This window comes from Actinosynnema sp. NPDC050436, from assembly GCF_040655415.1.
In the GTDB taxonomy this organism is placed as follows: Bacteria; Actinomycetota; Actinomycetes; order Mycobacteriales; family Pseudonocardiaceae; genus Actinosynnema.
On sequence record NZ_JBFAJV010000023.1, the window covers coordinates 37568 to 62879 of the forward strand.

Sequence of the window (25312 nt, forward strand, 5' to 3'; positions counted from 1 at the left end):
CGCGACCGACCGCACCAGTGGACCATTCGGGCGATACCCGGATTCCGGGTGGCGTGGCACTTCCGCCCACTCCCGGCCCACCACGGACCGTGACCGCCCGGCGGGTCCGAGGTGCCCGGACCGGGCGCTCGGCGCACCTCTCGGCGCACCTCTCGGCTCAGACCGCGGCGGCGGCCGTGCCCACCACCTCGCGCAGGAACTGGCCGGTGTAGCTGCCGGCCACGTCCGCGACCTGTTCGGGCGTGCCCTCGGCGATCACCGTGCCACCGCCCGAGCCACCCTCCGGCCCCATGTCGACCAACCAGTCCGACGTCTTGATCACGTCGAGGTTGTGCTCGATCACGATCACCGTGTTGCCCTTGTCCACCAGGCCGTTGATCACGCCCAGCAGCTTGCGGATGTCCTCGAAGTGCAGGCCCGTGGTCGGCTCGTCGAGGATGTAGACCGTCTTGCCCGTCGACCGCTTCTGCAGCTCGGAGGCCAGCTTCACGCGCTGCGCCTCACCGCCGGACAGGGTCGGCGCGGGCTGGCCCAGCCGCACGTAGCCGAGCCCGACGTCCACCAGCGTCCGCAGGTGGCGGTGGATGGCGTTGATCGGTTCGAAGAAGCCCGCAGCCTCCTCGATCGGCATGTCCAGCACCTCGGAGATGGTCTTGCCCTTGTAGTGCACCTCCAGGGTCTCCCGGTTGTACCGGGCCCCCTTGCACACCTCGCACGGGACGTAGACGTCCGGCAGGAAGTTCATCTCGATCTTGATGGTGCCGTCGCCCGCGCACGCCTCGCAGCGCCCGCCCTTGACGTTGAACGAGAACCGGCCGGGCTGGTAGCCGCGCACCTTCGCCTCGGTGGTCGCCGCGAACAGCTTGCGGATGTGGTCGAACACCCCGGTGTAGGTCGCCGCGTTCGAGCGCGGGGTCCGGCCGATCGGCGACTGGTCGACCTGGACCAGCTTGTCGACCTGCTCCAGGCCCTTGATCCGGGTGTGCCGGCCGGGCACCTGGCGCGCGCCGTTGAGCTTGTTCGCCAGCACGGTCGCCAGGATGTCGTTGACCAGCGTCGACTTGCCGGAGCCCGACACGCCGGTCACCGACACCAGGCAGCCCAGCGGGAACGACACGTCGATGCCGCGCAGGTTGTGCTCGCGCGCGCCCACCACCGTGAGCTGGCGCTTCTTGTCGACCGCGCGGCGGGTCAGCGGCATCGGGATCTCCTGGCGACCCGCCAGGTACGCGCCGGTGACCGACTCCTCGTTCGCCAGCAGCTCCTGGTAGGTGCCGCTGTGCACCACCCGGCCGCCGTGCTCGCCCGCGCCGGGGCCGATGTCGACCACCCAGTCCGACGTGCGGATGGTGTCCTCGTCGTGCTCCACCACGATCAGCGTGTTGCCCAGGTCGCGCAGCCGGGTCAGCGTCTCGATCAGGCGGTGGTTGTCGCGCTGGTGCAGGCCGATCGACGGCTCGTCCAGCACGTAGAGCACGCCGACCAGGCCGGAGCCGATCTGGGTGGCCAGCCGGATGCGCTGCGCCTCGCCGCCTGACAGCGTGCCGGACGCGCGGTCCAGGGACAGGTAGTCCAGGCCGACGTCGAGCAGGAAGTGCAGCCGGGCCTGGATCTCCTTGAGCACCGCGCCGGCGATCATCGACTCGCGCTTGGCGAGCTTGAGGCCGTCGAGGAACTCCGAGCACTCGGACACCGACATCGCGCACACCTCGGCGATGGACTTGTCGCCCTTGCGCCCGTGGTGCAGCGTGACCGCGAGGATCTCCGGCTTGAGGCGGGTGCCCTGGCACACCGGGCACGGCACCTCCCGCATGTAGCCCTCGTACTTCTCCCGCATCTGCTCGGACTCGGTCTGCTCCTGCCGCCGCTCCAGGAACGGGATGACGCCCTCGAAGTTGGCGTAGTAGGAGCGCTCGCGGCCGTAGCGGTTCTTGTAGCGGACGTTGACCTGCTCGGTCGAGCCGTGCAGGACCGCCTTCTGCGCCTTCGCCGGGAGCTGCCGCCACGGCGTGTCCATCCGGAAGCCGATGGCCAGCGACAGCGCCTCCAGCAGCCGGCCGAAGTACTCGGCGGTCTGGCCGGACGCCCAGGGGGCGATCGCCCCGTCCGCGAGCGACAGCTCGTCGTCCGGGACGACCAGCTCCGGGTCGACCTCCTTGCGCACGCCGATGCCGGTGCAGGTCGGGCACGCGCCGTAGGGCGAGTTGAACGAGAAGGACCGGGGTTCGAGGTCCTCGATGGCCAGCGGGTGGCCGTTCGGGCAGGCCAGGTTCTCGGAGAAGCCGCGCACCCGGGTCGGGTCGTCCTCCGGCACGTCCACGAACTCCAGCTCGACCAGGCCGTCGGCCAACCGCAGCGCGGTCTCCACCGAGTCGGTCAGCCGCTGCTTCGAGCCCGCCTTGACGCTGAGCCGGTCGATCACCACCGCGATGTGGTGCTTCTCCTGCTTCTTGAGCTTGGGCACCTCGCCCAGCGCGTACACCGCGCCGTCGACCTTGGCGCGCGAGTAGCCCTGGGACTGGAGGGTGGAGAACAGGTCCAGGTACTCGCCCTTGCGGCCCCGGATGACCGGCGCGAGCACCTGGAACTTGGTGCCCGCCTTCATCGCCAGCACCTGGTCCACGATCTGCTGCGGGGTCTGCTTGGAGATGGCCTCACCGCAGGTCGGGCAGTGCGGCTTGCCCGCGCGGGCGTAGAGCAGGCGCAGGTAGTCGTAGACCTCGGTGATGGTGCCGACCGTCGAGCGCGGGTTGCGGCTGGTCGACTTCTGGTCGATGGAGACGGCGGGCGACAGGCCCTCGATGAAGTCGACGTCCGGTTTGTCCATCTGGCCGAGGAACTGGCGGGCGTAGGCCGACAGCGACTCGACGTAGCGGCGCTGGCCCTCCGCGAAGATGGTGTCGAAGGCGAGGCTGGACTTGCCCGAGCCGGACAGGCCGGTGAACACGATGAGGCTGTCCCTCGGCAGGTCGAGGTCCACACCCCGCAGGTTGTGCTCGCGCGCGCCGCGAACGACAAGGCGGTCAGCCACAACGGTTCCCTTCGGTATTTCGACCATCCCCCGAACAGGCGTTCGAAAGCGTACTGGACCACCTCGGCGGGCCTGTCGGGGAGGGCGGCCACCATGGTAGAGGCGACCACCGACAAAAACGGGCGGGCGGATCCGCGATCGTGCGCCAACGGCTCTACCGGGCGGTAGCGAACAGCCCTACGCTGGAACGATAGGCCATTCGGCCGAAGACGTCGGGGATGAGGTGCCCATGAGCTTCGCTGATGCCGCCCGGGTGCGGTCCGCAGACACGAGCGTACCCGCGCCGCGCGAGCAGTCCGCCTCGGTGCAGGACGCCGTGACCGGGCTCGCCGAGGTCGACCGGGCGACCGGGGCGCTGTACGAGGTGGTCGCCGGCCTGGACGCGGTCGCGCTGCGCGGCTCCAGCCTGCTGCCCGGCTGGAGCCGCGCGCACGTCGTGACCCACCTGGCGCGCAACGCCGACGCCCTGGTCAACCTCCTGACCTGGGCGAAGACCGGCGTCGAGCACCAGATGTACCCGAGCCGGGCCGACCGCGACGCGGACATCGCCGAGGGTGCGACCCGGCTGCCGCAGCTCCTGCGCGCCGACCTGGACGCGGCCTGCCGGCGGTTCGAGACCGCAGCCCGGGAGCTGCCGCCCACCGCGTGGGAGTCGGAGGTGTCACACCCGGCCGGCGGGCCGTTCCTGGCGCACCGGGTGCCGTGGCTGCGGCTGCGCGAGGTCTGGTTCCACCTGGTCGACCTGGACGCGGGCGTGGACTTCGAGCACCTCCCGGAGCACCTGGTGGAGGGGTTCGTGGACGACGTGGTCGGGCAGTTCGCCGACCGGGCGGACGTGCCCGACGTGCGGCTGGAGGTGACCCTGCCGGACGGCCGTCAGCGCGGCTGGGCGCTGACGGCAGCCGCCGAGGCCACCGCCGTGGCGGGTTCGGCGGCGGACGCCATCGGGTGGCTGACCGGCCGGCGGAGCGGGGCGACGATGAACGGCGCCGCGCCCGCGCTGCCGAGGTGGCTCTGAGGGCGGCGCAGGCCGGCGGCCAGCACCAGCCGCACCAGCACCGGGCGTGAGCCGGCCGTCAGCGCCCGGTGGGCGGGCTGCTCGACGAACCGGGTGAGCAGCCAGCCGAGGACGACCGCGACCCCGAGGAACGCGGCCAGCTCCGCCCACGGCCCGAAGCGGGCGACGGCGGCCATCACCACGTAGCCGATCTCCTGGTGGACCAGGTAGACGCCGTAGGAGATGCCGGCCAGCCACTTGATCGGGCGGCGCAGCAGGCGCACCGGCCGCACGTCCCAGTCCGGCCCCTTCGCGCACGCCGCGATGGCGAGCAGCATCACACCGAGCGCGAGCGTCGACTCCGGGTCGTCGCTGTGGATGCCCTGGGCCGCCAGCACGGCCACCAGCAGCGCTCCCAGGTGGGAGGTGCCCAGGCGATCCTTGGACCACAGCCAGATGCCGACGCCGGCCGCGAACAACTGGGCGCGGTGGATGCCCAGGCCGTCGTAGAAGGTGCGGACCAGGCCGGGGTCCTCGGTCCAGATCCGCAGCACCAGGGGCCCGACGACGAGCACCCACAGCAGGACCCGCAGCCCGTTGCCGCGCACCCGCGAGAACAGCAGCGCGCCCGCCACGAACCCCGTGACCTGCACCGGGAGGGTCCAGTAGGAGAAGTCGACCAGGCGGGCGTCGGGGAACCAGTTCTGCAGCATGAAGACGTTGACGACCAGGTCGCGCGGTTCGAGCTCGCTCCAGCCCTCGGGAGCGAGCCGGGTCAGCACGAAGTAGGTCAGGACGGCCGCAGCGGCGTACGGGGGGAGCAGCCGCGCGAGCCGGTTGCGCAGGAAGCGGGCCGGTTCGCCCTTGGCCAGCGAAGCGCAGGCGAAGAAGGCCGAGATGACGACGAGCGTGCTCGCCCCCATCTCCAGGGAGACGGTGAACACAGGGGAGCCGAGTTCCTGGTGGACGGACGGCCCCGCGTGGGTGGCGTGCTGGAGCAGCACGGCAGCCACGGCGAGGACGCGCAGGACGTCCCAGTTGATTCGGCGAGGTGTTGGCACGAGAGCGTGATACCCAGTCCAGAAGGCATTCAAATGAGGTCGTCGGTCGGGGGATGATCGTTACTAAGCCTATTGGACCAACCTGTGGGGACCCTGAAGGGTGTCCGTTCGACTACCGTCGGCGCTCGTGGACGTACTAGAGGACTACACGGGCCACGTCGAGCCGAACGGCCCGGCCACCCGCCGCACGCTGGAAGAACTGACCATCACGAAGATCTCGGTGGGCGAGATGGACAACAACGCCTACCTGCTCGTGTGCCGGTCGACGAACGAGGCCCTGCTGATCGACGCAGCCGCCGACCCGACCCGCCTGTCCGACCTGGTAGGCCACAGCCTGGAACGCCCGCGCCTGAAAACGGTGGTGACCACCCACCGCCACGCGGACCACTGGGGCGCGCTCGGGGCGGTGGCGGGGGCGAACGGCTCGAACACCGTGGCCCACCCCCTGGACGCCGAGGTCCTCCCGATCCCGCCCGACCAACTGGCCGAGCACGGCGACGCGGTGGCCCTCGGCCGGCTCGCGCTGGAGGTGATCCACCTGCGCGGCCACACCCCGGGCTCGATCGCCCTGCTGTACCGCGAGCCGACCGGCCGAGCCCACCTGTTCACCGGCGACTCCCTGTTCCCCGGCGGACCGGGGCGGACGACGTCACCGGAGGACTTCGCCAGCCTGATGGACGACCTGGAGACCCGGGTGTTCGGCGAACTGCCGGACGACACGTGGTTCTACCCCGGCCACGGGGATGACTCCACGCTCGGAGCGGAGCGTCCTCACCTGGGCGAGTGGCGTTCACGCGGCTGGTGAGCCGAAAGCGGGGTCCAACCGGCCCCGCTCCTCACACCTCGATGATCTCGACCATGCCGTCGAGGCCGGCGAAGTCCTTCGCGTTGCGCGTGTAGAGCGGTAGTCCGCGCACGGAGGCGATGGCGGCGATCATCAGGTCCAGGCGACGCGGCTTCGGGTCGCGCTGCGCATCCAGGACCAGCGCCACCAGCGTGCCGAAGCGGGCAGCGGCCTGACCGTCGAACGGCAACGGCTCGAACTCCACGAGCGCCGCGCCCAACTTCTCGGTCCGCGCGGCCCGCGCGGCAGCGTCCTTGGCCATCGCCACGCCTTGGTGCAGTTCCGCCATGGTGACAGCGGTCAACTCGGGGATCTCCGGCAGCACTGCCGGGTCGAGCTGCCCCAGGTCGATGTAGGTGCAGGTGTCCAGCACGCCGGACTTTCGCCGCTCAGCCACGAGCCCGGTCCCAGGGGTCGTCCCCGCCGACCCGATCTTCGCCACCGAACAGGTCGTCGGCTTCACGCCTCATGCGGTCGTGAGCGACCTGCGGCAGCCCTCGGTGCCGCTCCACCAGCTCCTCCGCCGTCCAACGCCGGCGGCGGGGCAGAGGGCGGACTTCGGCGACCTCCACACCGTTGCGGGTGACGTGGTAGGTCTCCCCCGCCTCCACCGCGTCCATGACCGCAGCGGAGTTGTTGCGGAACTCCCGCTGGCTGATGACCTTCACAGATCCATTGTAGCCATGCGTAGCACTTTGGGCTACATCTGTCGGACCTGTTCACCGGGACCGGCCGTGGTCGTCAGGGGACGTCGGTCAACGGAAATGCGGGCGTCAGTGCGCGGGGTGGTCGGCTAGCTTCGGCTGATGATCACTTACGAGTGGCGGGGTCGGTTCGACAACGGTGAGGTCAACGTCCTGCACGCCGAGGGGTTCGAGCACCGGGTGCTCGATGACGACTGGTGGGGGCAGGTCAACCGGCACAGTCTCGGATGGGTGTGCGCTCGCCAGGAGGGTGCGCTCGTCGGGTTCGTCAACGTCGCGTGGGACGGCGCGGTGCACGCCTTCGTGCTCGACACGTTGGTCGCCGGGCCCGTGCGGCGGCAGGGGGTGGGGCGGGAGCTTGTCGCGCGTGCCACCGAAGGGGCCCGTGCGGCCGGGTGTGAGTGGTTGCACGTCGACTTCGACGAGCACCTCCGCTCGTTCTACTTCGACAGTTGCGGGTTCCGGCCCACGGACGCCGGGTTGATCGCCTTGTAAGCCGAGCCGCGCCACACCTGCGACCCAGCGCGAGACCAGGGGCAACAGCAAGCACCCGGGCCGCACGAATGCGGGTCACCCGAGCCCACAACAGTGATCGGTTACGCTCGGCTCGTGCCCGCCTCGGACCGGGGTGCCGCCCTCGCGGCGGCGTGAACCCCAGCTCTTAGCGCTTCGCGCCGCCGCACCCGCGAGTCCTCGCCGGTGCGGCTCCTGAGTGCTGCCCGGCTCCCTCCACGGAGTTCCGGAGCGTTTCGTGCACCTCCTTTTCTTCACCTCCCCTCGTCCTGACGCTGTCGGGCGGTGGTCCGCGTGAACCGCCGCGTGCTGGTGCCGGCGGCCGTCCTGCTGTCGTCGTTGTCGTTCCCGTTGACCATCACCGGCGCTTCGGTGGCGTTGCCCGGCCTCACCGACGAACTGCACGCCTCGCCGACCGCCGCGCAGTGGGTCGTCACCGGGTACAACCTGTGCTTCGCCGCGTTCCTGGCGTTCGGCGGTTCGCTCGCCGACGTGCTGGGCAGGCGGCGGCTGTACGCCACCGGGGTTTCGCTGTTCCTGTTGGGCAGTGCGCTGTGCGCGGTGGCGGGGGACGTCGGGCTGCTGGTCGCGGCCCGGCTGCTCGCCGGGGTCGGGGCGGCCGTCGCCACGGCCACCGGGCAGTCGCTGCTCGCCTCGGTGTTCGACGGCGCGGCGCGGGCCCGGGTGTTCGGTGCGCTCGGCACGGTGCTCGGCGTCGGCGTGGCGTTCGGGCCGACCGCGTCGGGGTTCCTGGTCGACGTGGCCGGGTGGCGGGCGGTGTTCTGGGTGCCTGCGGCGCTCGCGGGCCTCGCGCTGCTGCTGTGCCCCGCGCTGCCGGGCGGGCGGGGTGTGCGGCGGCGGGTCGACTGGGCCGGCGGCGCGCTGTTCACGGTCGGGCTCGGGGCGGTGATCTGGGTGTTCGTCCACGCCCCGGACCCCGGTCCGGACCTGCCGGTGGCGCTGGTCGTGGCGGTGTCGTGCGCGGTGGGGTTCGTGCGGGTCGAGCGGCGGGCGGTCGGGCCGGTGTTCGACCTCGCCCTGCTGGGCGACCGGGCGTTCCTCGGCTACTCGCTGGTCGCGGCGGCCATGATGGCGCTGCTGGTGCCGCTGCTGGTGTACCTGCCGTCGTACTTCATCGAGGTGGCCGGGGTCGAGCCGACGCGGGCCGGGCTGTGGATGCTCGCGCTGACCGTGCCGTCCGTGCTGCTGCCGGGGCTGGGCGCGGCCGTCGCCAAGCGGTCCCCGAGGCTGGTGGCGACCGGCTCGGTCCTGGTCGCGTCGGCGGGCGTGGTCGGGCTGGTGACGATCGGGCCGGACCACGTGCCCTGGGTGCCGTTGCTGCTGACCGGGATCGGGGTGGGGCTCACCACGGGTGTCGTGGACGGGCTGGCGCTGTCGGGTGTCCCCGCCGACCGGGCCGGGACGGCGGCCGGGCTGTTCAACACCGCGCGGCTCGCGGCGGAGACCGTCGCGCTGGCCGCCGTCGGTTCGGCGTTGACGGCACTCGGGTCCGGGTTCACCGACGCGTTGCGGGTGGTGGTCGTGGTGGCGGGGTGCGCCGGGTTCGCGGTGGCGCTGGGAGCGCACGCCCTGCTGCGGACCGGTCGGTGAGTCGGTGAGCCAGTGAGTCGGTGAGCCGGAAGCAGCGGCAGGTGCGCTCGAAGGACGAGCGGGGTCAGCGGTCGGCGTAGGTGTCGGCCGCTTCGCGCAGGGCTGCCACGCAGGCGGCGATCGCCGGGTGGTCGGCGGTGCCGCGCCGGTAGGCGATGCGGGTGCGGCGGCGGATCGGCAGCGGGATCAGGCGGACGCCGGCGGGTGGGTCGGTCGCGGCCAGCCGGGGTACCAGCGACACCCCCTGGTCGGCGGCCACCAGCGCCAGGACGGTGGTGTAGTCGTCGGCGTGGTGGCGGGTGCGGGGCGTGAAGCCCGCGTCGCGGCAGACCTGCGCGGCGACCGCGTGGCAGAGGGTGCCGGGGCTGCCCATGATCCACGCGGCGTCCCGGAAGTCCGCCGGGGTGCCGGTCCCGCCGGAGGTCGCCAGGTACACCGTCTCGTCCAGCAGCGGCACGCTCTCCAGCGCCGGGTCCGGGCTCACCGGGTTGGTGTCGTAGTCCTGGAGCAGGCCGGTGTCCAGCCGCCGGTCGTGCAGGGCGGCGGGGACGTCCACCGGGTCCAGCTCGGTCACCATCAGCTCCAGGCCGGGGTGCCGGCGACCCAGCTCGACCAGGGCGGGCGGCAGGACCGTGCGCACGGCGGTCGGGAACGCGCCGATGCGCAGCGGGCCGGTCAGGCCGCCCGCGAACGCGGCGAGCGCCGCCGAGGTCCGCTCCAGCGCGGTGAGCACGGTCTCGGCGTGCCGGACCAGGACGCGGCCGGCGGCGGTGAACGCGACCCGGCGGCCGGTGCGCTCCAGCAGCGGGACGCCGGCCTCGCGTTCCAGCGTGGAGAGCTGCTGGGAGACCGCGGAGGGCGTGTAGGTGTGGGCCTGGGCGACGGCGGCGATGGTGCCGAGGCGGTGCAGGTCGCACAGCAGTTCAGGCGGCGGACGTCGAGCATCAGGACAGCTTACGGTTCACGCCAGAAACGCGAACTGGACCTTACGATTCCTGGGCCGGATCCTGGTGACCATGACGCTCTCCGGGGTATTCGTCCCTCTGGTCACGCCGTTCGACACCGCCGGCGGGGTCGCGCTCGACGCCGTGGAACGCCTCGCGCACGAGGTGCTGGAGGACGGCGCGGCGGGGATCGTCGCGCTGGGCACGACCGGCGAACCCGGCTCGCTGACCGCCGACGAGCGCCGCTCGGTGCTCGACGTGGTGGGCGCGGTGTGCCGGGAGCGGTCGGCGCCGCTGATCGTCGGCGCGAGCACGCAGGACGCCCTGGACGCGCTGGACGGCACCGGGGCCGCCGCCGCGCTGGCCGTGGTGCCGCCGTTCGTCCGGCCGGGCGAGGACGGCGTGGTCGCGCACTTCGCCCACCTGACCGGGCCGGTGCCGCTGGTCGTCTACCACATCCCCTACCGCACCGGGCAGGCGTTGTCGGTCGGTGCGCTGCGGCGGATCGCCGCGCTGCCGCACGTGGTCGGCATCAAGCACGCGGTCGGCGGGATCGACGCGGACACCGTCGACCTGCTCGCCGACCCGCCCGCCGACTTCGCCGTGCTGGGCGGTGACGACGTGGTGATCTCGCCGCTGCTCGCGCTGGGCGCGCACGGCGCGATCCTGGCCTCCGCGCACTTCGCCACCGGGCGGTTCGCGGAGCTGGTCGAGGCGTGGCGCACCGACGTGGTGCGCGCGCGGGACCTCGGCGGTCGGCTGGCCGCGCTGTCCGCCTCGGTGTTCACCGCGCCGAACCCGACCGTCGTGAAGGCGCTGCTGCACGCCCAGGGCCGCATCCCGACCCCCGACGTCAGGCTGCCGCTGCTGGCCGCCGACGACGCGCTGGTCGCCGAGGCGGTGCGCGAGAGCAAGAACTGGTGACCCGGCGGTCAACGGGGCCTCGCGCACCGGGCAGTGGGGTCGGTCGTGGGAGAAGGTACGTCGTGCGCGATGTCGAGAACCGCGGACCGGCTGCGACGTCCGGGGTGCGAGTCCGACGAGCAGCAGGAGGCCCACCATGACCGACCACACCCCGTCCCACCCCGCCGGCTCGGCACCCGCGCCGTACGCGACCGACCCCCGGGTCGACGAGTACATCGACGCGCTGCCGGAGTGGCAGCGGGAGATCTGCCGCGCGGTGCGCGACCTGGTGCACGAGGCCGACCCGGACGTGGTCGAGACGATCAAGCGCACCAACCGGCCGTACTTCGTGCTCGACGGCAACGTCTGCGCGCTGCTCGCGGCCAAGGCGCACGTCAACGTGTTCCTCTACGACGGCGCGATCGTGCCGGACCCGGAGGGGATCATCACCGCCGGCCACGACAACAAGACCGCGCGCACGGTCGCGTTCCGGCGGGACGACCCGATCAACGCGCCCGCGCTGCTCGCCATGTTCCGGCAGATCATCGCCGACAACCGGGCCGGAGGGTGGCGCAAGCTCAAGCGCGACGCGGCATCCGGGTGATCACCTGTATGTTGCCGGGCGTGGAGGTCGAGATCTACACCGACGGCGCGTGCAGCGGCAACCCCGGTCCGGGCGGGTGGGGCGCGGTGCTGCGGTACGGGCGGCACGAGAAGGACCTCTACGGCGGCGACGCCGGGCCGACCACCAACAACCGGATGGAGCTGATGGCACCCATCCGGGCGTTGGAGAGCCTGACCCGGCCCTCGGTGGTGCGGATCTACACCGACAGCACGTACGTCCGCAACGGCATCACGTCGTGGATGGCGAAGTGGCAGGCGAACGGCTGGCTGACCAGCGCCAAGCAGCCGGTGAAGAACGCCGACCTGTGGCGGCGGCTGGAGGAGGCGGCGGCACCGCACCAGGTCGAGTGGCACTGGGTGAAGGGCCACGCGGGGCACGTCGACAACGAGCGCGCCGACCAGCTCGCGGTGCGCGGCGTGCGCGAGGTGTCCGGCCGCTGAGCCACCGGCCGGGTCACAGCCAGCCGTTGTCGTGGGCGGTGGCGAAGGCGTCGCACCGGCCCGCCGCGCCGAGCTTGCCCACGGCCGCCGACAGGTAGTTGCGCACGGTCCCGACCGCGAGGCCCATCCGGCGGGCGATCTCGGCGGGCGGGGTGTCGTACTCGGCCTGCCGCAGCACCTCCAGCTCCTGCGGGGTCAGCGGGCAGGGCGGCGGCAGCAGGGCGTGCGCCGCGATGGCCGGGTCGACGTACCGGCCGCCGCCGTGCACCGCGCGGATCACGTCGGCCAGCGCGCCCACCGGCGAACCCTTGGGCACCAGGCCCTTCGCGCCGCCGGCCAGGGCGCGCTGCGGGTGCGGCGGCCGGTCCCGGCCGGTCAGCACGACGACCGCGCACGCGGGCAGCACCCGCCCCAGCTCGGCGGCCACCGCGAACCCGTCCCCACCGGGCATCACCGCGTCGACCACGGCCACGTCCGGCCGGACCCGCACGGCCGCCGCGACCGCCGACGCGCCGTCGGCCGCGAGCGCCACGACCTCCAGGTCGATCTCCAGGCCGAGCAGCGCGGCCAGCGCCACCCGGACCAGGCCCTCGTCGTCGGCGACCAGCACCCGGATCACGGCGACCTCCTCCGGCCCGGGAACGGTCCCGGCCGGGTCGATCGTGCCCCACCGGGGGCGGGTGCGGACCGTTCAGTTGCCGGTCCCGGCCCTACTGCCAGGCACCGGCCAGCCGCCGCATCCCCTCGGCGATCCGCTCGACGGTGTTGGTGGTGAACGACAGCCGCATCGTCGCGGGGTCGGGCGTGGTGGCGAAGAAGGACGCGCCGGGCACGAACGCCACGTCGCGGGCGAGCGCGGCGGCCAGCACGTCGGCGGCGTCGACCCCGCCGGGCAGGGTGACCCAGACGAACGTGCCGCCGTCCGGGTCGGTCCACCGCGAGCCGTCCGGCACGGTGCCGGGCAGGGCGGCGATCATCGCGTCCCGGCGTTCGCCGTAGGCCGCGCACAGCGCGCGGACGTGCGCGGACAGGTCGTTGGCGGCCAGGTACGCGGCGGCTGCCGCCTGGTCCACGGTGGAGGTGTGCAGGTCGGCGGCCTGCTTCACGACGACCAGCGTGCGCAGCAGCTCGGCGGGGGCGCGCAGCCAGCCCAGGCGTAGGCGGGGCGCACCGATCTTGGAGAAGCTGCCCAGGTGCAGGACGCGCCCGCTCATCGACGCCAGCGCCGGCACGTGCTCGCCCCGGTACCGCAGTTCGCCGTACGGGTCGTCCTCCACCACCCACAGGCCGTGCCGGTCGGCGAGCGCGGCGATCGCGGCGCGGCGCTCCGGGGTGAGCGTGCGGCCGGTGGGGTTGGCGAACGTGGGCACCAGGTAGAGCAGGGTGGGCCGGTCGCGCTCGACCACCTCGGCCAGCGCCGCCGGGTCGACGCCGTGCTCGTCGCCCGCCACCGGGACCACCCGCGCGCCGGCGAGCCGGAACGCCTGGAGCGCGGCGAGGTAGGTGGGCTCCTCGACGGCGACCACCGCGCCCGGCTCCAGCAGGGCGGTGACCACGAGCGTCAGGGCCTGCTGCGACCCGGTCGTGACGAGCAGGTCTTCCCCGGGCGTCGGCAGGCCGCGCGCGATCATCCGCTCGGCGACGCGCGCCCGCAGGTCCGGGTCGCCCTCGGAGGACGCGTACTGGAGCGCCCGCCGGGTCAGCGCCCGGTCGAACGCGGCGCGCATCCCGTCCAGGTCGAACAGGTCGGGCGCGGGCAGCCCGCCGGCGAACGAGATCACCTCGGGCCGCGCGGTGAGCGCGAGCAGGTCGCGGACGGGCGAGCTGGAGACGGTGCGCGGCATGGCGGTTCCTCGGGGATCGGGAGCGGGGTGGTCGCGGTCGTGCCGCGAGGAGCCGGGCGGACGGGGGTGACGGCGGCCGGAGTTCCAGCCCAACCGTTGACCCCATATATGCCTTTGGAGTTATATTACCTGGGTGGAATCGACGTTCGCGGTGCTGGCGGACCCGCACCGCCGGGAGATCCTCGACGTGCTGCGCGCGGGCGAGCGGCCGGTCAACGACCTGGTGGAGCGGCTGGCGCTGACCCAGCCGGCGGTCTCCAAACACCTCAAGGTGCTGCGCGAGGCCGGCCTGGTCGACGTGCGACGGGACGCGCAGCGGCGGTGGTACCGGCTGTGCCCTGGCCCGCTGGCCGCCGTGGACGCGTGGCTCGCCCCGTACCGGCTGCTGTGGGAGCAGAGCCTGGACGCCCTGGAACGACGACTGGACGGGATGGACGGATGAGCGCCGAACTGCGACGGGTCGACGGGAAACCGGTGCTGCGCTTCGAACGCGTGCTGCGGCACTCCCCCGCCGAGGTGTGGCGGGCGGTGACCGAGCCGGCCGAGCTGGCGCACTGGTTCCCCGCGTCGGTCACCGTGGACGGGACCGCGCTGCGGTTCGCGTTCCCCGACTCGGAGAGCACCGGCGAGGTGCTGGAACTCGACGCGCCGAGGGTGTTCGCGTTCCGCTGGAACACCGACGTGCTGCGCTTCGAGCTGTTCCCGCACGAGGACGGCTGCCTGCTGGTCTTCACGCACGCCCTGGACGCCGAGTGGACGGCCGGACGCACCGCAGCGGGCTGGGACACCTGCCTGACCGCCCTGGGCGCGGGCCTCGACGGGCGCACCGCCGAGCAGCCGGCCGGGCGGCTGGACCCGGTGCGGCACTACGTCCGGGCGTTCGGGCTGGACGAGGGCCACGAGGCGGACGGCGTCGTGCGGTTCGTCCGGGACCTGGTGTGGAAGCCGCTGGACGAGGTGTGGGCGCTGCTCGCCGGCGACCCGGCGGACCTGCCGGCGCACGCGGCCACGCCCCACGTCCCGGCCGGCCCGACGACGGCGCTCGACCCGCCCCGGCTGCTGGAGTTCGCCTCGCCGACCGGGACCGTGCGCTGGGAGTTCCGGCACGACCCCGAGCGCGGCACGTCCGTCGAGCTGACGCACGCGCTGACCGACCCGGCGTTCGCGGCGACCGCCCTGGCCTCCTGGCACGTCCGGCTGGACCTGCTGTTCGCCGCCGCGTTCGGCGAGACCGGGCCGTGGCCGGAGGACCGGTTCGCCGAGCTGGAGCGCCGCTACGGCAGCCGGGCGTCCAGCCGGGCCAGGTGATCGCGGCCGTAGCGCCCGTTCTCCAGCCCCTCGACCAGCACGGCCGGCAGGTCCGCGACGACCCGCGACGACGTGGACGCGGCGGCCAGCGCGACGGTGGCCACCGTGTCCACGTCCCCGGTCCAGGCCACGCAGGCCCGCAGCACCCCGCTCGCCGAGCTGCCCCCGGCCAGCGCGGTCAGCGCCGCCCGCACGCTCATCACGCCCTTCGACCCGACCGGGCCGGTCCACGGCCGCGCCCACACCGGGGAGCCGAGCCGGTCCGCGACCCACCCGCCGACCTCGGCCACCGGACCCAGGTCGTACCGGCAGTAGTGCACGGCCAGCGCGGCGGCCGACGCGGACGCCACCCCGTCCGGCGTGTCGTGCGTGACCCGGGCCTGGACCCCGGTGCGGTGCAGCACCTCGTCCACGTCGGGCAGCAGGCCGAGCGAAGACGCGCGCATCGCCGCGCCGCTCTTGTCGCTGTCCGGCCGGATGCGGGCCAGGAAGTCCGCGCCCGTCCGGACCTCGCGCAGGAACGCCTGGAACCCCCGCGCGTACCCGTCGCGCGGGTCGCGGTGGAAGGCGTCCACGAACCGGTCGGCGATCGCCGGGGGCGTCCACGGGCCGCCGTCCGCCAGGAGTTCGGCCAGCGCCAGCGTCATCTGGGTGTCGTCGGTGTACGCGCCGGGCGCGATGCCGTGGTGCGCGGGGTGCCGCACGTACCCCGCCAGCGTGTTGTGCGCGGCGACGAAATCGGCGGCGGCGTACTCGAAGCCCGCGCCGTACGCGTCCCCGACCGCCAGTTCGACCAGCATGGCCAGATCATGCCGCCGACCGGCGGTGGTTCTGCGTCGGGGTGCGCGGCATTGATTCGAATGGCCGCAGCAGAACGGCTGAACCGCTCGCCGCCATTCACACCCAGGACGTTGTTGAACCACCCGTCCGGCCTGGTCGGGACGGTCCGGACGACCCGCCGAAAGTCGGCCTAACGCCGAGCTATAACCGGATCGGTATATCCCTTTTACCCCAATTGGGTGGTACGAATTTTCGTGACCAAAGACACCCTGTGCGCGAGAAATCGCGTGTCTTTCGGAATCGAGGAACCTTGCGCATCTCCAGGTTGATCCCTGCGATCGCAGCCGCTGCCCTCTCGTTGCTGACCGTCATCCCGTCCGCGTCGGCCACCCCGGCCACCTCGGACGGCGGCGTCACCCCGTACATCATCGGCGGTGGCTACGCGACGAGCGCCCCGTGGGCGGCTCGCCTGTTCTCCAACGGCCGGCAGACCTGCTCGGCCACCATCATCGCCCCCACCTGGATCCTGACCGCCAAGCACTGCGTCAGCGGTGGCGGCCTGTCCTTCCGGATCGGCAGCCTGGACCAGACCAGCGGCGGCACCATGGCCAACGGCATCCAGACGGTCACCCACTCGTCCGACCTCGCGCTGGTCAAGCTCGACAAGTCGGTGTCCGCGACGTACGCGCGGCTCGCCGCGTCCTCGCCCGGCGCCGGCACCTCGGTGCAGGTCTACGGCTGGGGCGCCACCTCCCGGTGCGGCTCGGAGATCAACTGCCAGTCGCAGCGCCTGAAGGTCGCCAACGTGACCGTGTCCGGCTCCTGCACCGACGCCTACGGCGGCACCGCGGTGTGCGCCCGCCGGGGCAACGGCATCACGGCCGGCGGTGACTCCGGCGGCCCGATGATGTACAACGGCCAGCAGATCGGCGTGGCCTCCACGAGCGACCGGCAGACCACCACCGCGTACACCAACGTGACCCGGTACCGCTCCTGGATCCAGTCCGTCGCCGGGGTCTGATCCCCCCACCGGACGGCCCGTCCGCGCGACCGCGACGGCGAACCCGGCCGCGCGGACGGGCTCCTCACGGCAGAGCACGGAGCAGGACTCCCGGGCCGGGACACCGGTCCGGGGTCCTCGGACACCTGAAGGCCCACGGCCCGGCGCGATCCGGGCCGTGGGCCTTCGTCGTCAGGTCAGCTCCGTCGCCTGCGCGCCACCAGCGCCAGCACCGCCGTGCCGCCCGCCACCAGCAGACCGCCGACCATTACCACCCACCCGACGTTCGCGCCCGTCTGCGCAAGGTCGTCCCCACCGCCGTCGACCACATCGGTGGTGGTCGCGACGGGCGCGGTGGTCGTCGCCGGTCCACCCGACGACGTGGTGGTCGACGGGGCGAATGACGACGTGGTCGACGACGACGTGGTGGACGACGACGTGGTGGACGACGTGCCGGATGACGTCGTCGGCCCGAGCGTGGTCGTCGTCGTGGTGGTCGTCGTGGTCGGTTCCGTCGTCGTCGTGGTGGTCGTCGGCTCGGTCGTAGTCGTCGTGGTCGTGGTCGTGGTCGTGGTCGTGGTCGTGGTCGTGGTCGGTTCGGTCGTGGTGGTCGTCGGCTCTGTCGTGGTGGTCGTCGGCTCCGTCGTGGTTGTGGTCGGTTCCGTCGTCGTCGTCGTCGTCGTGGTCGTGGTCGTGGTCGTAGTGGTCGTGGTGGTCGTCGTGGTCGTGGTGGTGGTGGTGGTCGGCTGGTCGCAGCTCGGCAGGTCGCCGTTGAACGGGTACGCGTGGAACTCCTGGCCGGCCGTGCCCTCGCCGCCGTGCGTCAGGGAGCCCGCCGAGAAGAACCGGCCGTTGAGGCCCGGCACGGTCACCGAGGTCATGCTCGCCGGGTTGCCCACCAGCACGCTGCCCTGGAACTGGGCGCTGCCGTTGATGCCCGCCGTCGTCGCGTCCGGGAAGTTCCACAGCAGACGCTCGCGCAGGGCGTTGACCGGGCCGCCGTCCACCAGCTCGCCGGTGTAGGTGACGACCCTCCGGTTCGCGCCGAGCATGTTGACCAGCACCGTCGCGCCTGCAGGGATGCCCTCGAACGCGATGCCCTGCGCGCCGCCGTTCGCGGCGGCCACGTCGAAGTCGACGTTGAAGACCTGGAGCGCGGACGTACCGTCGCCGGTGAACAGGGTCTGGTAGCCCTGGTTCACGGCGGTGCCGGTCGCGGCGGCGGTCTTGTAGCACTGGCTGGCGGTGGTGAGCTGCGTCGACAGGTTGGAGTACGGGGCGAAAGCGTTCGCGTCGGCGTTCGTGTCGCCGACGACCGTGCCGGTGAGCGCGCCCGCGTGGTGCACGACGCCGCCCTCGCCGACCAGCCGCTGGCCGGCCGCGACGGACACCCCGCCGCCGGTGACCAGGAAGTCCGAGCCGTCCGGCGGCGGCACCCGCGAGCCGACGCCGACGATGCCGATGTTGTAGATGGGCGAGCCGCCGGCCGCCTTGTTCTGGTCGAACCCGCCGCCCACGACGACCAGGCCCTCCGCCTCGACCGCGCCGTTGCGGACCAGCATGTCCCCGCCGACGAAGATGTTGATGCCCTCGTCGCGGCCCGCGAAGTCGCCGTTGTTCACCGCCGGGTGCTTGTCGGGGCACTGCGGCCCGAGGCACGGGCCGAGCCCGCCGGGGAGCGGGTCGGCCGAGCCGATCCCCTGCAGGCCGACTGCGGTGACCAGGGCCACCGCGCCGAGGACGCCGAGAAGGTGAGCACGCGTGCGGGACATGCGCACGATGCTCTGTGCACCGCTCCGATACCGCGCGACGAGATCGGCCGGGGTAGCCCACAGGGGTAAGGACAACCGCTCGACCGGGTGAAACGCAGATCACAGCCCGCAGCACGTCGGTCCGGACGCGTCCCGGACCGACCCCTCGCACGGCTGCTCGCCCGCAGCTCAGGCACCCTCCGGCGGTGCGCCGAACTCCGCCCGCACGCCGAGCAGCCGCACCGCGCGGGTCAGCTCGACCTTCTCCAGCGCGGCCAGCGCACCGCGCTCGATCGCCCCGGCGTCGTCGGTCGGCTCGGGCAGCGTGACGCTGCGGGTGAGGGTGAAGAACGGGACGAACCGGACCTTGACCGCCACGCGCAGCGCGAGCCGGCCCTCCGCCCGCACGTCGCCCGCCACCCGGCGCGCGAGCACCAGCACCTGCTCCCGGACGTCCGCCGGGTTCTCCAGGTCCTGCTGGAACGTCGTCTCGCGGGACCGCGAGCGCGCCACCCACGGCGTCGCGCTCACCGCCGCGTCGCCCGCGCCCAGCCCCAGCGCGCGCAGGTGCGGCCCGGTGGCCGGGCCGAACCGCCGGGCCAGCACGTCCGGGTCGGCGCGACCCAGGTCGGCCACGGTGCGCACGCCCAGCTCGGCGAGCTTGGCCGAGGTCCGGCCGCCGATCCCCCACAGCGCCACCACCGGCCGCTCGGCCATCACCCGCACCCAGTTCTCGCTCGTCAGCCGGTAGACGCCGGCCGGTTTGGCGAAGCCGGTGGCGATCTTGGCGCGCAGCTTGTTGTCCCCGACCCCGACCGAGCAGCTCAACCCGGTCTCCTCCTCGACCCGGGCCCGGACCAGGGCGGCCAGCGCCTCCGGGTCGTCGGTGCGCGCGCCGAGGAACGCCTCGTCCCAGCCGATCACCTCGACCACGACGGGCAGCTCCCGCAGCACGTCCATCACCCGCGCCGACACCGCCTCGTACGCGGGGGCGTCGGACGGCAGGAACACCGCGTCCGGGCACTTCTTCACGGCGACCTTCAACGGCATCCCCGAGTGCACGCCGAACGCGCGGGCCTCGTAGGACGCGGTCGCCACCACGGCGCGCTCCGTCGGGTCGCCGTTCCCGCCGACGACCACCGGTCTGCCCCGCAGCTCGGGCCGCCGCGCGACCTCGACCGCCGCGATGAACTGGTCGAGGTCCACGTGCAGCACCCAGTCCTGTTCGGACACGTCCACCAGTATGTGCGTGAAATGCTGGGCGCGTGACCCCGGAGGAACTCGGCCACCTGCGCCGGGCCCGAGACTTCATGGACCGCGAGTACGCCCGCCCGCTGGACGTGCCGACGATGGCCCGCGCCGCGCTGATGTCGGTGTCGCACTTCGCGCGCCAGTTCAAGGCCGCGTACGGCGAGACCCCCTACAACTACCTGATGACCCGCCGCGTCGAACGGGCCAAGGCGCTGCTGCGACGCGGCGACCTGAGCGTCACCGAGGTCTGCATCGCGGTCGGCTGCACCTCGCTCGGCTCGTTCAGCACCCGGTTCACCGAGCTGGTCGGCGAGACCCCGAGCGCCTACCGGGCGCGGGACCACTCGGCGACCGCCGGGGTGCCCGCGTGCTGGGCGAGGACCGCGTCCAGACCGAGCAGAGTTCGAGAAGCGCGAGGCTGACCAGCGGCGATAGCTTTCCGGTCATGAGCATCAAGTTCTCCCACACCTTCATCCACGTGCACGACCAGGACGCGGCGCTGGCCTTCTACCGGGACGTCCTCGGCCTGGAGGTGCGCGACGACGCGCCGTTCGACTCCTGGCGCTGGCTCAGCGTCGGCCCGCCGTCGCAGCCCGACGTCGAGCTGGTGCTGTGCGCGCCGGAGATGGGCCGCTCCCCGCAGGACGCCGAGGTCGTCCGGTCGCTGATGGCCAAGGGCGCGCTGGACAGCGTGATCTTCCAGGTGGACGACCTGGACGGCACGTTCGAGCGGATCCGGGCGACCGGCGCGGAGGTCGTCCAGGAGCCGATCGACCAGTTCTACGGCGCGCGCGACTGCGCGTTCCGCGACCCGTCGGGCAACCAGATCCGGTTCTCCTCCAAGCGGGCGTGATGCGGGCGGGCTGCCTTCCGTGACACGATCGAGGTCGTGGAAGGCAGCCCCCGCGATCGGGACGAGAACGGCCGGGCCCGCAACGCGCGCCCGCGCGACGGCCTGGGCCGCCCCCTGCCGTACGGCGCTCCGGGCGTGGAGCGCCAACCCGAGGGCGTGCCGCGCCCGCCCGACGAGTCGCTGGTCGAGGCGCAGCGCCTGCTGGACGACGGCAAGCCGTTCCACGCGCACGAGGTGCTGGAAGACGCCTGGAAGTCCGCACCCGAGGCGGAGCGCGAGCTGTGGCGGGGCCTGGCCCAGCTCGCGGTCGGCCTGACCCACCTGGCACGGGGCAACGCCAAGGGCGCGCGCGCCCTGCTCGACCGGGGCGCGCGCTCCATCGAGCCGTTCCGCGCCGAACCGCCGCACGGCGTGGACGTCGGCGGCCTGGTCGACTGGGCCCGGACCGCCACCCCCGCGCCACCCCGCCTGGTCGGCGGCACGAGCCCGTCCTGACCGCCGCCGCGCGGCACGCGGAATTGGGCCGAATGCCTGCTTCGGGCCTATTACCACGGGGTATCGACAGGACACCTAACCCCTAGGAGGCTCCTGTGTTCGCGATCATCGCCGCGGTCATCTTCGGGCTCGCCCTCCTGCTCGACCTGGCCAACGTCTCGCTGGGTTCCGTCATCGACGGCGGGACGCTGCTCGTGGCCGGTCTGCTGTGCGTGGCGCTGCACCTCGCGGGCGTCGGCACGGGCGCGCGCTCGTTCTCGTTCCGCCGCCGCCGGTAACCGGCGTCCCGACCACTCCACCCCGGACACCCGTCCCCCGGAGGTCCGGGGTGGAGCCCGTCCCGGACGCCCGCCGCGCCCGAATCGTCCCGACCGCACCCACCCGGCGGATATGCTCCGGCGGTGATCAGGGTGCTGCGCGACTTCTCCACCGGTGTCGGTTTGCTGGCCAAGGGTTTCGGGCTGGTGTTCCGCTCGCCCAAGCTGCTGCTGATCGGCGCGGTGCCGGCGCTGATCACCAGCGTGCTGCTGATCGGCAGCCTGGTCGCGCTCGGCGTGTGGATCAACGACATCGCCGCGTGGGCCACGCCGTTCGCCGACGACTGGAACGAGACCCTGCGCACCGCCACCCGGTTCGCCGCCGGGCTGTCGATCCTCGGCGCGTACATCGCGGTGGGCCTGCTGCTGTTCTCCGCCATCACGCTCATCATCGGCGGCCCGTTCTACGAGCACATCGCCGAGACCATCGAGGACGAGGAGCTGGGCGGCGTCCCCGAGGCTCAGCGGGTGAGCTGGGCGCGCTCGGCGGGCGTCGGCCTGCGGGACGGGGTGCTGCTGGTCGGCTTGGCCGTGCTGTGCGCGATCCCCCTGTTCCTGGCCGGGTTCATCCCCGTCGTCGGGCAGACCGTCGTGCCCGTCGTCGCGGTCTGCGTGAACGCCACCCTGCTCGGCATCGAGCTGACCGGCATCCCGTTCACCCGGCGCGGGCTCAAGCTGGACGTGCGCCGCCGGGTGCTGCGCAAGCGCCGCGCGGTGACGCTCGGCTTCGCCGTGCCGACCTACCTGCTGTGCCTCGTGCCGCTGGCCGCGCTGGTCGTGTTCCCGGCGGCGATGGCAGGCGGCACGGTCCTCGCGCACCGCCTGCTCAACGACCAGATCAGGTGAACGGCACCCACGCCTGCTGAGCGAGCCCGTCGATCCGGGTCGCCTGCAACCCGCCGGCCGACACCGTCCACAGGTCGTCGCCCACCACGAGCGCCCGCCGCACCCCGGGGTCGAAGCCCTGCCCGGACGCGTGCCGCACCGTGCCCAGCGACGTGAAGGTGTTGTCCCGCAAGCGGAGCACCAGCACACCGCCGGACGCCTCGTCCGTCGGCCTGCCCTCCGCCGGGTACGACACGACCGGCAGCACCAGCAGGTCGCGCTGCGGCCAGTGCAGGAACGCGTGCGGGTCGTACTCGACCTCGGAGGTCCCGCCGGGCACGTGGTGACTGGCGACGCGGGTCGGTGCGGCGGCGTCGCGGACGTCGAACAGCGACACCTGGGTGCCCTGGACGCGGCCCTGGTCGGTGGCGTCCTGGCCGACGCCGATCAGCTTCCCGTCGCCCGCCGGGTGCAGGTAGGCGGAGTAGCCGTTGATCTTCAGCTCGCCGACCTTGCGCGGCGTGGCCGGGTCGGACAGGTCGAGGGTGTAGAGCGGGTCGGTCTGCCGGAACGTCACCACGTACCCGACCGGGCCGACGAACCGCACGCTGTAGATCCGCTCGCCGACACCCAGCCCGTCGACCCGGCCGACCTCGACCAGCTCGGTGCCCACCCGCTTGAGGACGGTCACCGCGCTCTGCGACGCGGGCGGCTGCTCCGGGATGCCGGGCGCGTCGAACGCCGTGGTCGCCACCCGCAGGTGGCCGTCGTGCTCGGACAGCGCGTACTGGTTGAGCGGCGACCCGGCGACCTTGCCGGACGCGACGTGCTGCGGCGGGCCGGGGCGGGAGATGTCGAACTGGTGGATTGCCGTCGTCGTGGGCGGCGCGGGCATCCGGTTCTGGTTCGGCACCAGGTGGTGGTCGTCGGCGATGTAGAGCGACTTCTCCGTGCTGTACACGGTGTCGCCGTCGGCGACGACCGAGACCGCGTCCCCGGTGCCCAGGTCGCCGGGGAAGTCGAAGGTCAGCACCGAGAGCAGGGAGGTGGCCGAGTGCTGCGCGGGGTGCTTGACCCGCTCGCACGCGACCAGCGGGCCCTTCGTGCGCGACCCGTCGCCGGCGGTCAGCTCGTACTCCGGCAGCCACGCCCCGATCGGCGCGGTGGCGACGACCTCCTTGTTGCGCAGCAACGACTCCGCCTCGGTGCGCCCCTCCTGCGGGTAGACCCACGGCAGCCGCGGCGAGGAGGCGACGACGACCCGCACCACGTCGCCGACCTGCCGGGCGTCGAGGTAGCGGGCGTCCAGCGCGAGCGAGCCGACCACCTTCGGCGCGGCGGCGAGGTCGACCATGGTGACCGTGACGCCCTCGGGTGCGATCTTGCCGGGCGCGAACCCGCTGTCGGTCGCCATCGCGGACCCGGCGACGACCAGCGCCCGGTCGCCCCGCAGCAGCAGGTGCGTGCCGAACCCGGCCGGCAGGTCGAGCGTGCCGGTCAGCGCGCGCGAGGCGACGTCGACCACGCGCAGCTTGCCGTCCACGACGGTGACGATCCGCCGGCCGTCGGTCTTGACCAGGTCCGGTTCGTCGACCCCGGCCTCCTGCACGTTCGTGGTGGAGTGCTCGGGCGCGGCCTTGTCGGCGGTGCTCTTGGGCACGCCCGCCGCCCGGCTGTCCATCTCCAGCACACCGAAGTTCCGCGACCCGGCCAGCCCGTAGGCGCCGACGTGCGGGGCCATCGCCGCGCGCAGCTCGCCCAGCGCCGCGTCGCACGTGTCGTACGCGACGAGCTCGACCGGCACGGCGTCCACCGGCGTGGACGACCGGACGTCGAACACCGCCGGCACCGCCGACGCCGCGGCCACCACCGCCACCAGGGCCGCCCCGCCGAGCAGCGCCGCCCGCCTACCCCACGTCCATCCCGTCATGCCACCAGGACGGAAGCGCCCGCCCCGCGCGTTGCACGCCCGCCCGACGACGGCAGCCGGCACCGGCCCCGCCCGGCCGACGTGATTGACTCGGCGCGGGCCACACACCCGAACGCACCACACCAGATTCACGAGGAGACCGCTCATGACCAAGCCCGTGGTCGAACCGCACGACGGTCCGGCGCCCGCCGACCTGCTGATCGAGGACATCACCGTCGGCCACGGCCCCGAGGCCACCCCGGGTCAGCTCGTGCACGTGCACTACGTCGGCGTCGCGCACTCCACCGGCAAGCAGTTCGACGCCTCGTGGGACCGGGGCGAGGCGTTCTCGTTCCCCCTCGGCGGCGGCCGGGTCATCGCGGGCTGGGACCGGGGCGTCGCCGGCATGAAGGTGGGCGGCCGGCGCAAGCTGGTCATCCCGGCGAGCCTGGGCTACGGCGACCGGGGCTCGGGCGGCGTCATCAAGCCCGGCGAGACGCTGATCTTCGTGGTGGACCTGCTGGGCGTGGACTAACCCGGCAGCGGCCCGGTTCCGCCCGGAACCGGGCCGCGCGCCACCGCGTCAGCGCAACGACAACGACGACCAGGGGGGAGCTGCCGTGCCCGAGGACATCGGCGGGTCCGAGCGGATGCTCGCGCAGTGGCAGGCGGACATCGAGCAGAAGGCCCAGCGCTACCAGGAGATGGCCGAGCTGGTGCAGGGCCAGTCGATCACCGAGACGTCCAAGGACGGCCTGGTGCGGCTGACCATCGGGTCGAACGGCATCCTCACCGCGCTGGAGATCGCCGAGCAGGCTTCCACCAAGCGGATGGCCGAGGTCTCCGCCGAGGTGATGCGGACCCTGCAACGCGCCCAGTCGCGCATCCCCGAGCTGCTCCAGCAGGCCATGGCGGAGACGATCGGCACCCAGGACGAGACGGCCAACGTGCTGTTCGGCGAGGCGCGGAAGAACTTCCCGCCCCCGCCGGCCGAGGACGTGCCGCCGCCGGTGAACCGCGAGCTGAGCTTCGGCATCGACGACGAGCCGCCCTCGTCCGCCCGGCACCGCCGGCCGCCCACCGCGCCCCCACCGCCCCCGGCTCCGCCGACCCGCCGGCCACCGTCGCGCGGCCCGCGCGACGACGACGACTTCGACGGCCAGTCGTTCCTGTCCTGAGCGGGCGACCCCCGACCGGCCGACGTCGCGCAGGACGTCGGCCCCGGCGGCGACCCCGTCCCCGCAACCGGATGCTGACCTCGGCGGACCGCCCGACGCCCGCATCCGCCGGCCGTTAAGATCAGCGC

At 73.0% G+C, this 25312-nt stretch carries 27 protein-coding genes and 2 pseudogenes; 17 read left to right on the forward strand and 12 right to left on the reverse strand.

The features are described from left to right. Positions 1 to 157: 157 nt before the first annotated feature. Positions 158 to 3031 carry an excinuclease ABC subunit UvrA gene (gene uvrA, locus AB0I60_RS35035; RefSeq protein ID WP_360737898.1) on the reverse strand — a complete coding sequence of 958 codons (2874 nt, stop codon included), beginning with the start codon at positions 3029 to 3031 and terminating at the stop codon, positions 158 to 160. A gap of 229 nt (positions 3032 to 3260) precedes the next feature. Here uvrA and AB0I60_RS35040 point away from each other — a divergent pair. Then, positions 3261 to 3935: pseudogene (locus tag AB0I60_RS35040) on the forward strand (maleylpyruvate isomerase N-terminal domain-containing protein); the annotation flags it as partial. On the opposite strand, the gene AB0I60_RS35045 reads toward AB0I60_RS35040, so the two are convergent. Continuing rightward, positions 3908 to 5089: an acyltransferase gene (locus tag AB0I60_RS35045; RefSeq protein ID WP_360737900.1), complete on the reverse strand. Its 1182-nt coding sequence runs from the start codon at positions 5087 to 5089 to the stop codon at positions 3908 to 3910. The pseudogene AB0I60_RS35040 and the gene AB0I60_RS35045 sit on opposite strands and share 28 nt — an antisense overlap. A gap of 127 nt (positions 5090 to 5216) precedes the next feature. Here AB0I60_RS35045 and AB0I60_RS35050 point away from each other — a divergent pair, with 127 nt between their 5' ends. Further along, positions 5217 to 5894, forward strand: a complete 678-nt coding sequence (locus AB0I60_RS35050) for an MBL fold metallo-hydrolase (protein WP_360737902.1) — start codon at positions 5217 to 5219, stop codon at positions 5892 to 5894. A gap of 31 nt (positions 5895 to 5925) precedes the next feature. Here the strand turns inward: AB0I60_RS35050 and AB0I60_RS35055 are convergent, their stop codons facing one another. Both AB0I60_RS35055 and AB0I60_RS35060 read right to left on the reverse strand, forming a co-directional pair. After that, positions 5926 to 6330 (reverse strand): type II toxin-antitoxin system VapC family toxin, encoded by a 405-nt coding sequence (locus AB0I60_RS35055; protein ID WP_360737904.1) that lies wholly within the window; start codon positions 6328 to 6330, stop codon positions 5926 to 5928. Continuing rightward, the gene (locus tag AB0I60_RS35060) at positions 6323 to 6601 is read right to left on the reverse strand and encodes a type II toxin-antitoxin system prevent-host-death family antitoxin (RefSeq protein ID WP_360737907.1); all 279 of its coding nucleotides are present in this window, start codon (positions 6599 to 6601) and stop codon (positions 6323 to 6325) included. The genes AB0I60_RS35055 and AB0I60_RS35060 overlap by 8 nt, the downstream gene beginning before the upstream one ends. Positions 6602 to 6739: 138 nt before the next feature. On the opposite strand from AB0I60_RS35060, the gene AB0I60_RS35065 reads away from it, so the two are divergent. Then, a complete protein-coding gene (locus tag AB0I60_RS35065) occupies positions 6740 to 7132 on the forward strand; it encodes a GNAT family N-acetyltransferase (protein WP_360737910.1) in 393 nt (130 codons plus the stop codon). A 312-nt stretch (positions 7133 to 7444) separates the two neighbouring features. Then, positions 7445 to 8761: an MFS transporter gene (locus tag AB0I60_RS35070; RefSeq protein WP_360737912.1), complete on the forward strand. Its 1317-nt coding sequence runs from the start codon at positions 7445 to 7447 to the stop codon at positions 8759 to 8761. A gap of 64 nt (positions 8762 to 8825) precedes the next feature. Here AB0I60_RS35070 and AB0I60_RS35075 read toward each other — a convergent pair whose 3' ends face one another. Beyond that, complete coding sequence (locus AB0I60_RS35075; protein WP_360737914.1) at positions 8826 to 9494, reverse strand: LysR substrate-binding domain-containing protein; 669 nt, start codon at positions 9492 to 9494, stop codon at positions 8826 to 8828. Positions 9495 to 9578: 84 nt separating this feature from the next. Further along, a pseudogene (locus AB0I60_RS35080) lies at positions 9579 to 9683 on the reverse strand (LysR family transcriptional regulator); the annotation flags it as partial. A 94-nt stretch (positions 9684 to 9777) separates the two neighbouring features. Between AB0I60_RS35080 and AB0I60_RS35085 the strand changes: the two are divergent. The 3 genes from AB0I60_RS35085 to rnhA all read left to right on the forward strand — a co-directional run bounded on the left by AB0I60_RS35085 (position 9778) and on the right by rnhA (position 11673). Continuing rightward, complete coding sequence (locus AB0I60_RS35085) at positions 9778 to 10629, forward strand: dihydrodipicolinate synthase family protein (RefSeq protein WP_360737916.1); 852 nt, start codon at positions 9778 to 9780, stop codon at positions 10627 to 10629. Between the two features lie 136 nt (positions 10630 to 10765). Next, positions 10766 to 11212, forward strand: coding sequence for a DUF1801 domain-containing protein (locus AB0I60_RS35090; protein ID WP_360737918.1), 447 nt, complete (start codon positions 10766 to 10768; stop codon positions 11210 to 11212). Positions 11213 to 11220: 8 nt separating this feature from the next. Continuing rightward, positions 11221 to 11673 carry a ribonuclease HI gene (gene rnhA, locus AB0I60_RS35095; RefSeq protein ID WP_360737920.1) on the forward strand — a complete coding sequence of 151 codons (453 nt, stop codon included), beginning with the start codon at positions 11221 to 11223 and terminating at the stop codon, positions 11671 to 11673. Between the two features lie 13 nt (positions 11674 to 11686). Here rnhA and AB0I60_RS35100 read toward each other — a convergent pair whose 3' ends face one another. Together AB0I60_RS35100 and AB0I60_RS35105 are read right to left on the reverse strand one after the other, a co-directional pair. Next, positions 11687 to 12292, reverse strand: a complete 606-nt coding sequence (locus AB0I60_RS35100) for a response regulator transcription factor (RefSeq protein WP_360737923.1) — start codon at positions 12290 to 12292, stop codon at positions 11687 to 11689. Between the two features lie 91 nt (positions 12293 to 12383). After that, on the reverse strand, positions 12384 to 13517 hold the full coding sequence (locus AB0I60_RS35105; protein ID WP_360737925.1) for a PLP-dependent aminotransferase family protein: 1134 nt from the start codon (positions 13515 to 13517) through the stop codon (positions 12384 to 12386). A gap of 133 nt (positions 13518 to 13650) precedes the next feature. On the opposite strand from AB0I60_RS35105, the gene AB0I60_RS35110 reads away from it, so the two are divergent. Beyond that, positions 13651 to 13959: a metalloregulator ArsR/SmtB family transcription factor gene (locus AB0I60_RS35110; RefSeq protein ID WP_360737927.1), complete on the forward strand. Its 309-nt coding sequence runs from the start codon at positions 13651 to 13653 to the stop codon at positions 13957 to 13959. Beyond that, complete coding sequence (locus tag AB0I60_RS35115) at positions 13956 to 14825, forward strand: SRPBCC family protein (RefSeq protein WP_360737929.1); 870 nt, start codon at positions 13956 to 13958, stop codon at positions 14823 to 14825. The genes AB0I60_RS35110 and AB0I60_RS35115 overlap by 4 nt, the downstream gene beginning before the upstream one ends. Here AB0I60_RS35115 and AB0I60_RS35120 read toward each other — a convergent pair. Beyond that, positions 14792 to 15625: an ADP-ribosylglycohydrolase family protein gene (locus AB0I60_RS35120; RefSeq protein WP_360737932.1), complete on the reverse strand. Its 834-nt coding sequence runs from the start codon at positions 15623 to 15625 to the stop codon at positions 14792 to 14794. The two genes, AB0I60_RS35115 and AB0I60_RS35120, sit on opposite strands and share 34 nt — an antisense overlap. A gap of 338 nt (positions 15626 to 15963) precedes the next feature. Between AB0I60_RS35120 and AB0I60_RS35125 the strand changes: the two genes are divergently transcribed. Continuing rightward, on the forward strand, positions 15964 to 16626 hold the full coding sequence (locus AB0I60_RS35125) for a trypsin-like serine protease (RefSeq protein ID WP_360738011.1): 663 nt from the start codon (positions 15964 to 15966) through the stop codon (positions 16624 to 16626). Between the two features lie 176 nt (positions 16627 to 16802). Here the strand turns inward: AB0I60_RS35125 and AB0I60_RS35130 are convergent, their stop codons facing one another. Further along, on the reverse strand, positions 16803 to 18377 hold the full coding sequence (locus tag AB0I60_RS35130; RefSeq protein WP_360737935.1) for a choice-of-anchor A family protein: 1575 nt from the start codon (positions 18375 to 18377) through the stop codon (positions 16803 to 16805). 168 nt (positions 18378 to 18545) lie between these two features. Continuing rightward, a complete protein-coding gene (locus AB0I60_RS35135; RefSeq protein WP_360737938.1) occupies positions 18546 to 19589 on the reverse strand; it encodes a DNA polymerase IV in 1044 nt (347 codons plus the stop codon). Between the two features lie 32 nt (positions 19590 to 19621). Here AB0I60_RS35135 and AB0I60_RS35140 point away from each other — a divergent pair, with 32 nt between their 5' ends. The 5 genes from AB0I60_RS35140 to AB0I60_RS35160 all read left to right on the forward strand — a co-directional run bounded on the left by AB0I60_RS35140 (position 19622) and on the right by AB0I60_RS35160 (position 22118). Next, positions 19622 to 20029, forward strand: coding sequence for a helix-turn-helix transcriptional regulator (locus AB0I60_RS35140; RefSeq protein WP_360737940.1), 408 nt, complete (start codon positions 19622 to 19624; stop codon positions 20027 to 20029). 23 nt (positions 20030 to 20052) lie between these two features. Continuing rightward, on the forward strand, positions 20053 to 20460 hold the full coding sequence (locus tag AB0I60_RS35145; protein WP_360737942.1) for a VOC family protein: 408 nt from the start codon (positions 20053 to 20055) through the stop codon (positions 20458 to 20460). Positions 20461 to 20496: 36 nt separating this feature from the next. After that, positions 20497 to 20955 carry a DUF309 domain-containing protein gene (locus AB0I60_RS35150; protein ID WP_360737944.1) on the forward strand — a complete coding sequence of 153 codons (459 nt, stop codon included), beginning with the start codon at positions 20497 to 20499 and terminating at the stop codon, positions 20953 to 20955. Positions 20956 to 21050: 95 nt separating this feature from the next. Then, positions 21051 to 21233, forward strand: a complete 183-nt coding sequence (locus AB0I60_RS35155) for a hypothetical protein (RefSeq protein WP_360737946.1) — start codon at positions 21051 to 21053, stop codon at positions 21231 to 21233. A gap of 132 nt (positions 21234 to 21365) precedes the next feature. Further along, positions 21366 to 22118 carry an EI24 domain-containing protein gene (locus AB0I60_RS35160; RefSeq protein ID WP_360738014.1) on the forward strand — a complete coding sequence of 251 codons (753 nt, stop codon included), beginning with the start codon at positions 21366 to 21368 and terminating at the stop codon, positions 22116 to 22118. On the opposite strand, the gene AB0I60_RS35165 is transcribed toward AB0I60_RS35160, so the two are convergent. Beyond that, a complete protein-coding gene (locus tag AB0I60_RS35165; RefSeq protein ID WP_360737949.1) occupies positions 22111 to 24027 on the reverse strand; it encodes a beta-propeller domain-containing protein in 1917 nt (638 codons plus the stop codon). The genes AB0I60_RS35160 and AB0I60_RS35165 overlap by 8 nt on opposite strands. Positions 24028 to 24172: 145 nt before the next feature. On the opposite strand from AB0I60_RS35165, the gene AB0I60_RS35170 reads away from it, so the two are divergent. Together AB0I60_RS35170 and AB0I60_RS35175 are read left to right on the forward strand one after the other, a co-directional pair. After that, the gene (locus AB0I60_RS35170) at positions 24173 to 24541 is read left to right on the forward strand and encodes an FKBP-type peptidyl-prolyl cis-trans isomerase (RefSeq protein ID WP_360737951.1); all 369 of its coding nucleotides are present in this window, start codon (positions 24173 to 24175) and stop codon (positions 24539 to 24541) included. Positions 24542 to 24626: 85 nt separating this feature from the next. After that, entirely contained in the window at positions 24627 to 25184 is a 558-nt protein-coding gene (locus tag AB0I60_RS35175; protein WP_360737954.1) for a YbaB/EbfC family nucleoid-associated protein, read from the forward strand. The last annotated feature ends 128 nt before the right edge of the window (positions 25185 to 25312 follow it).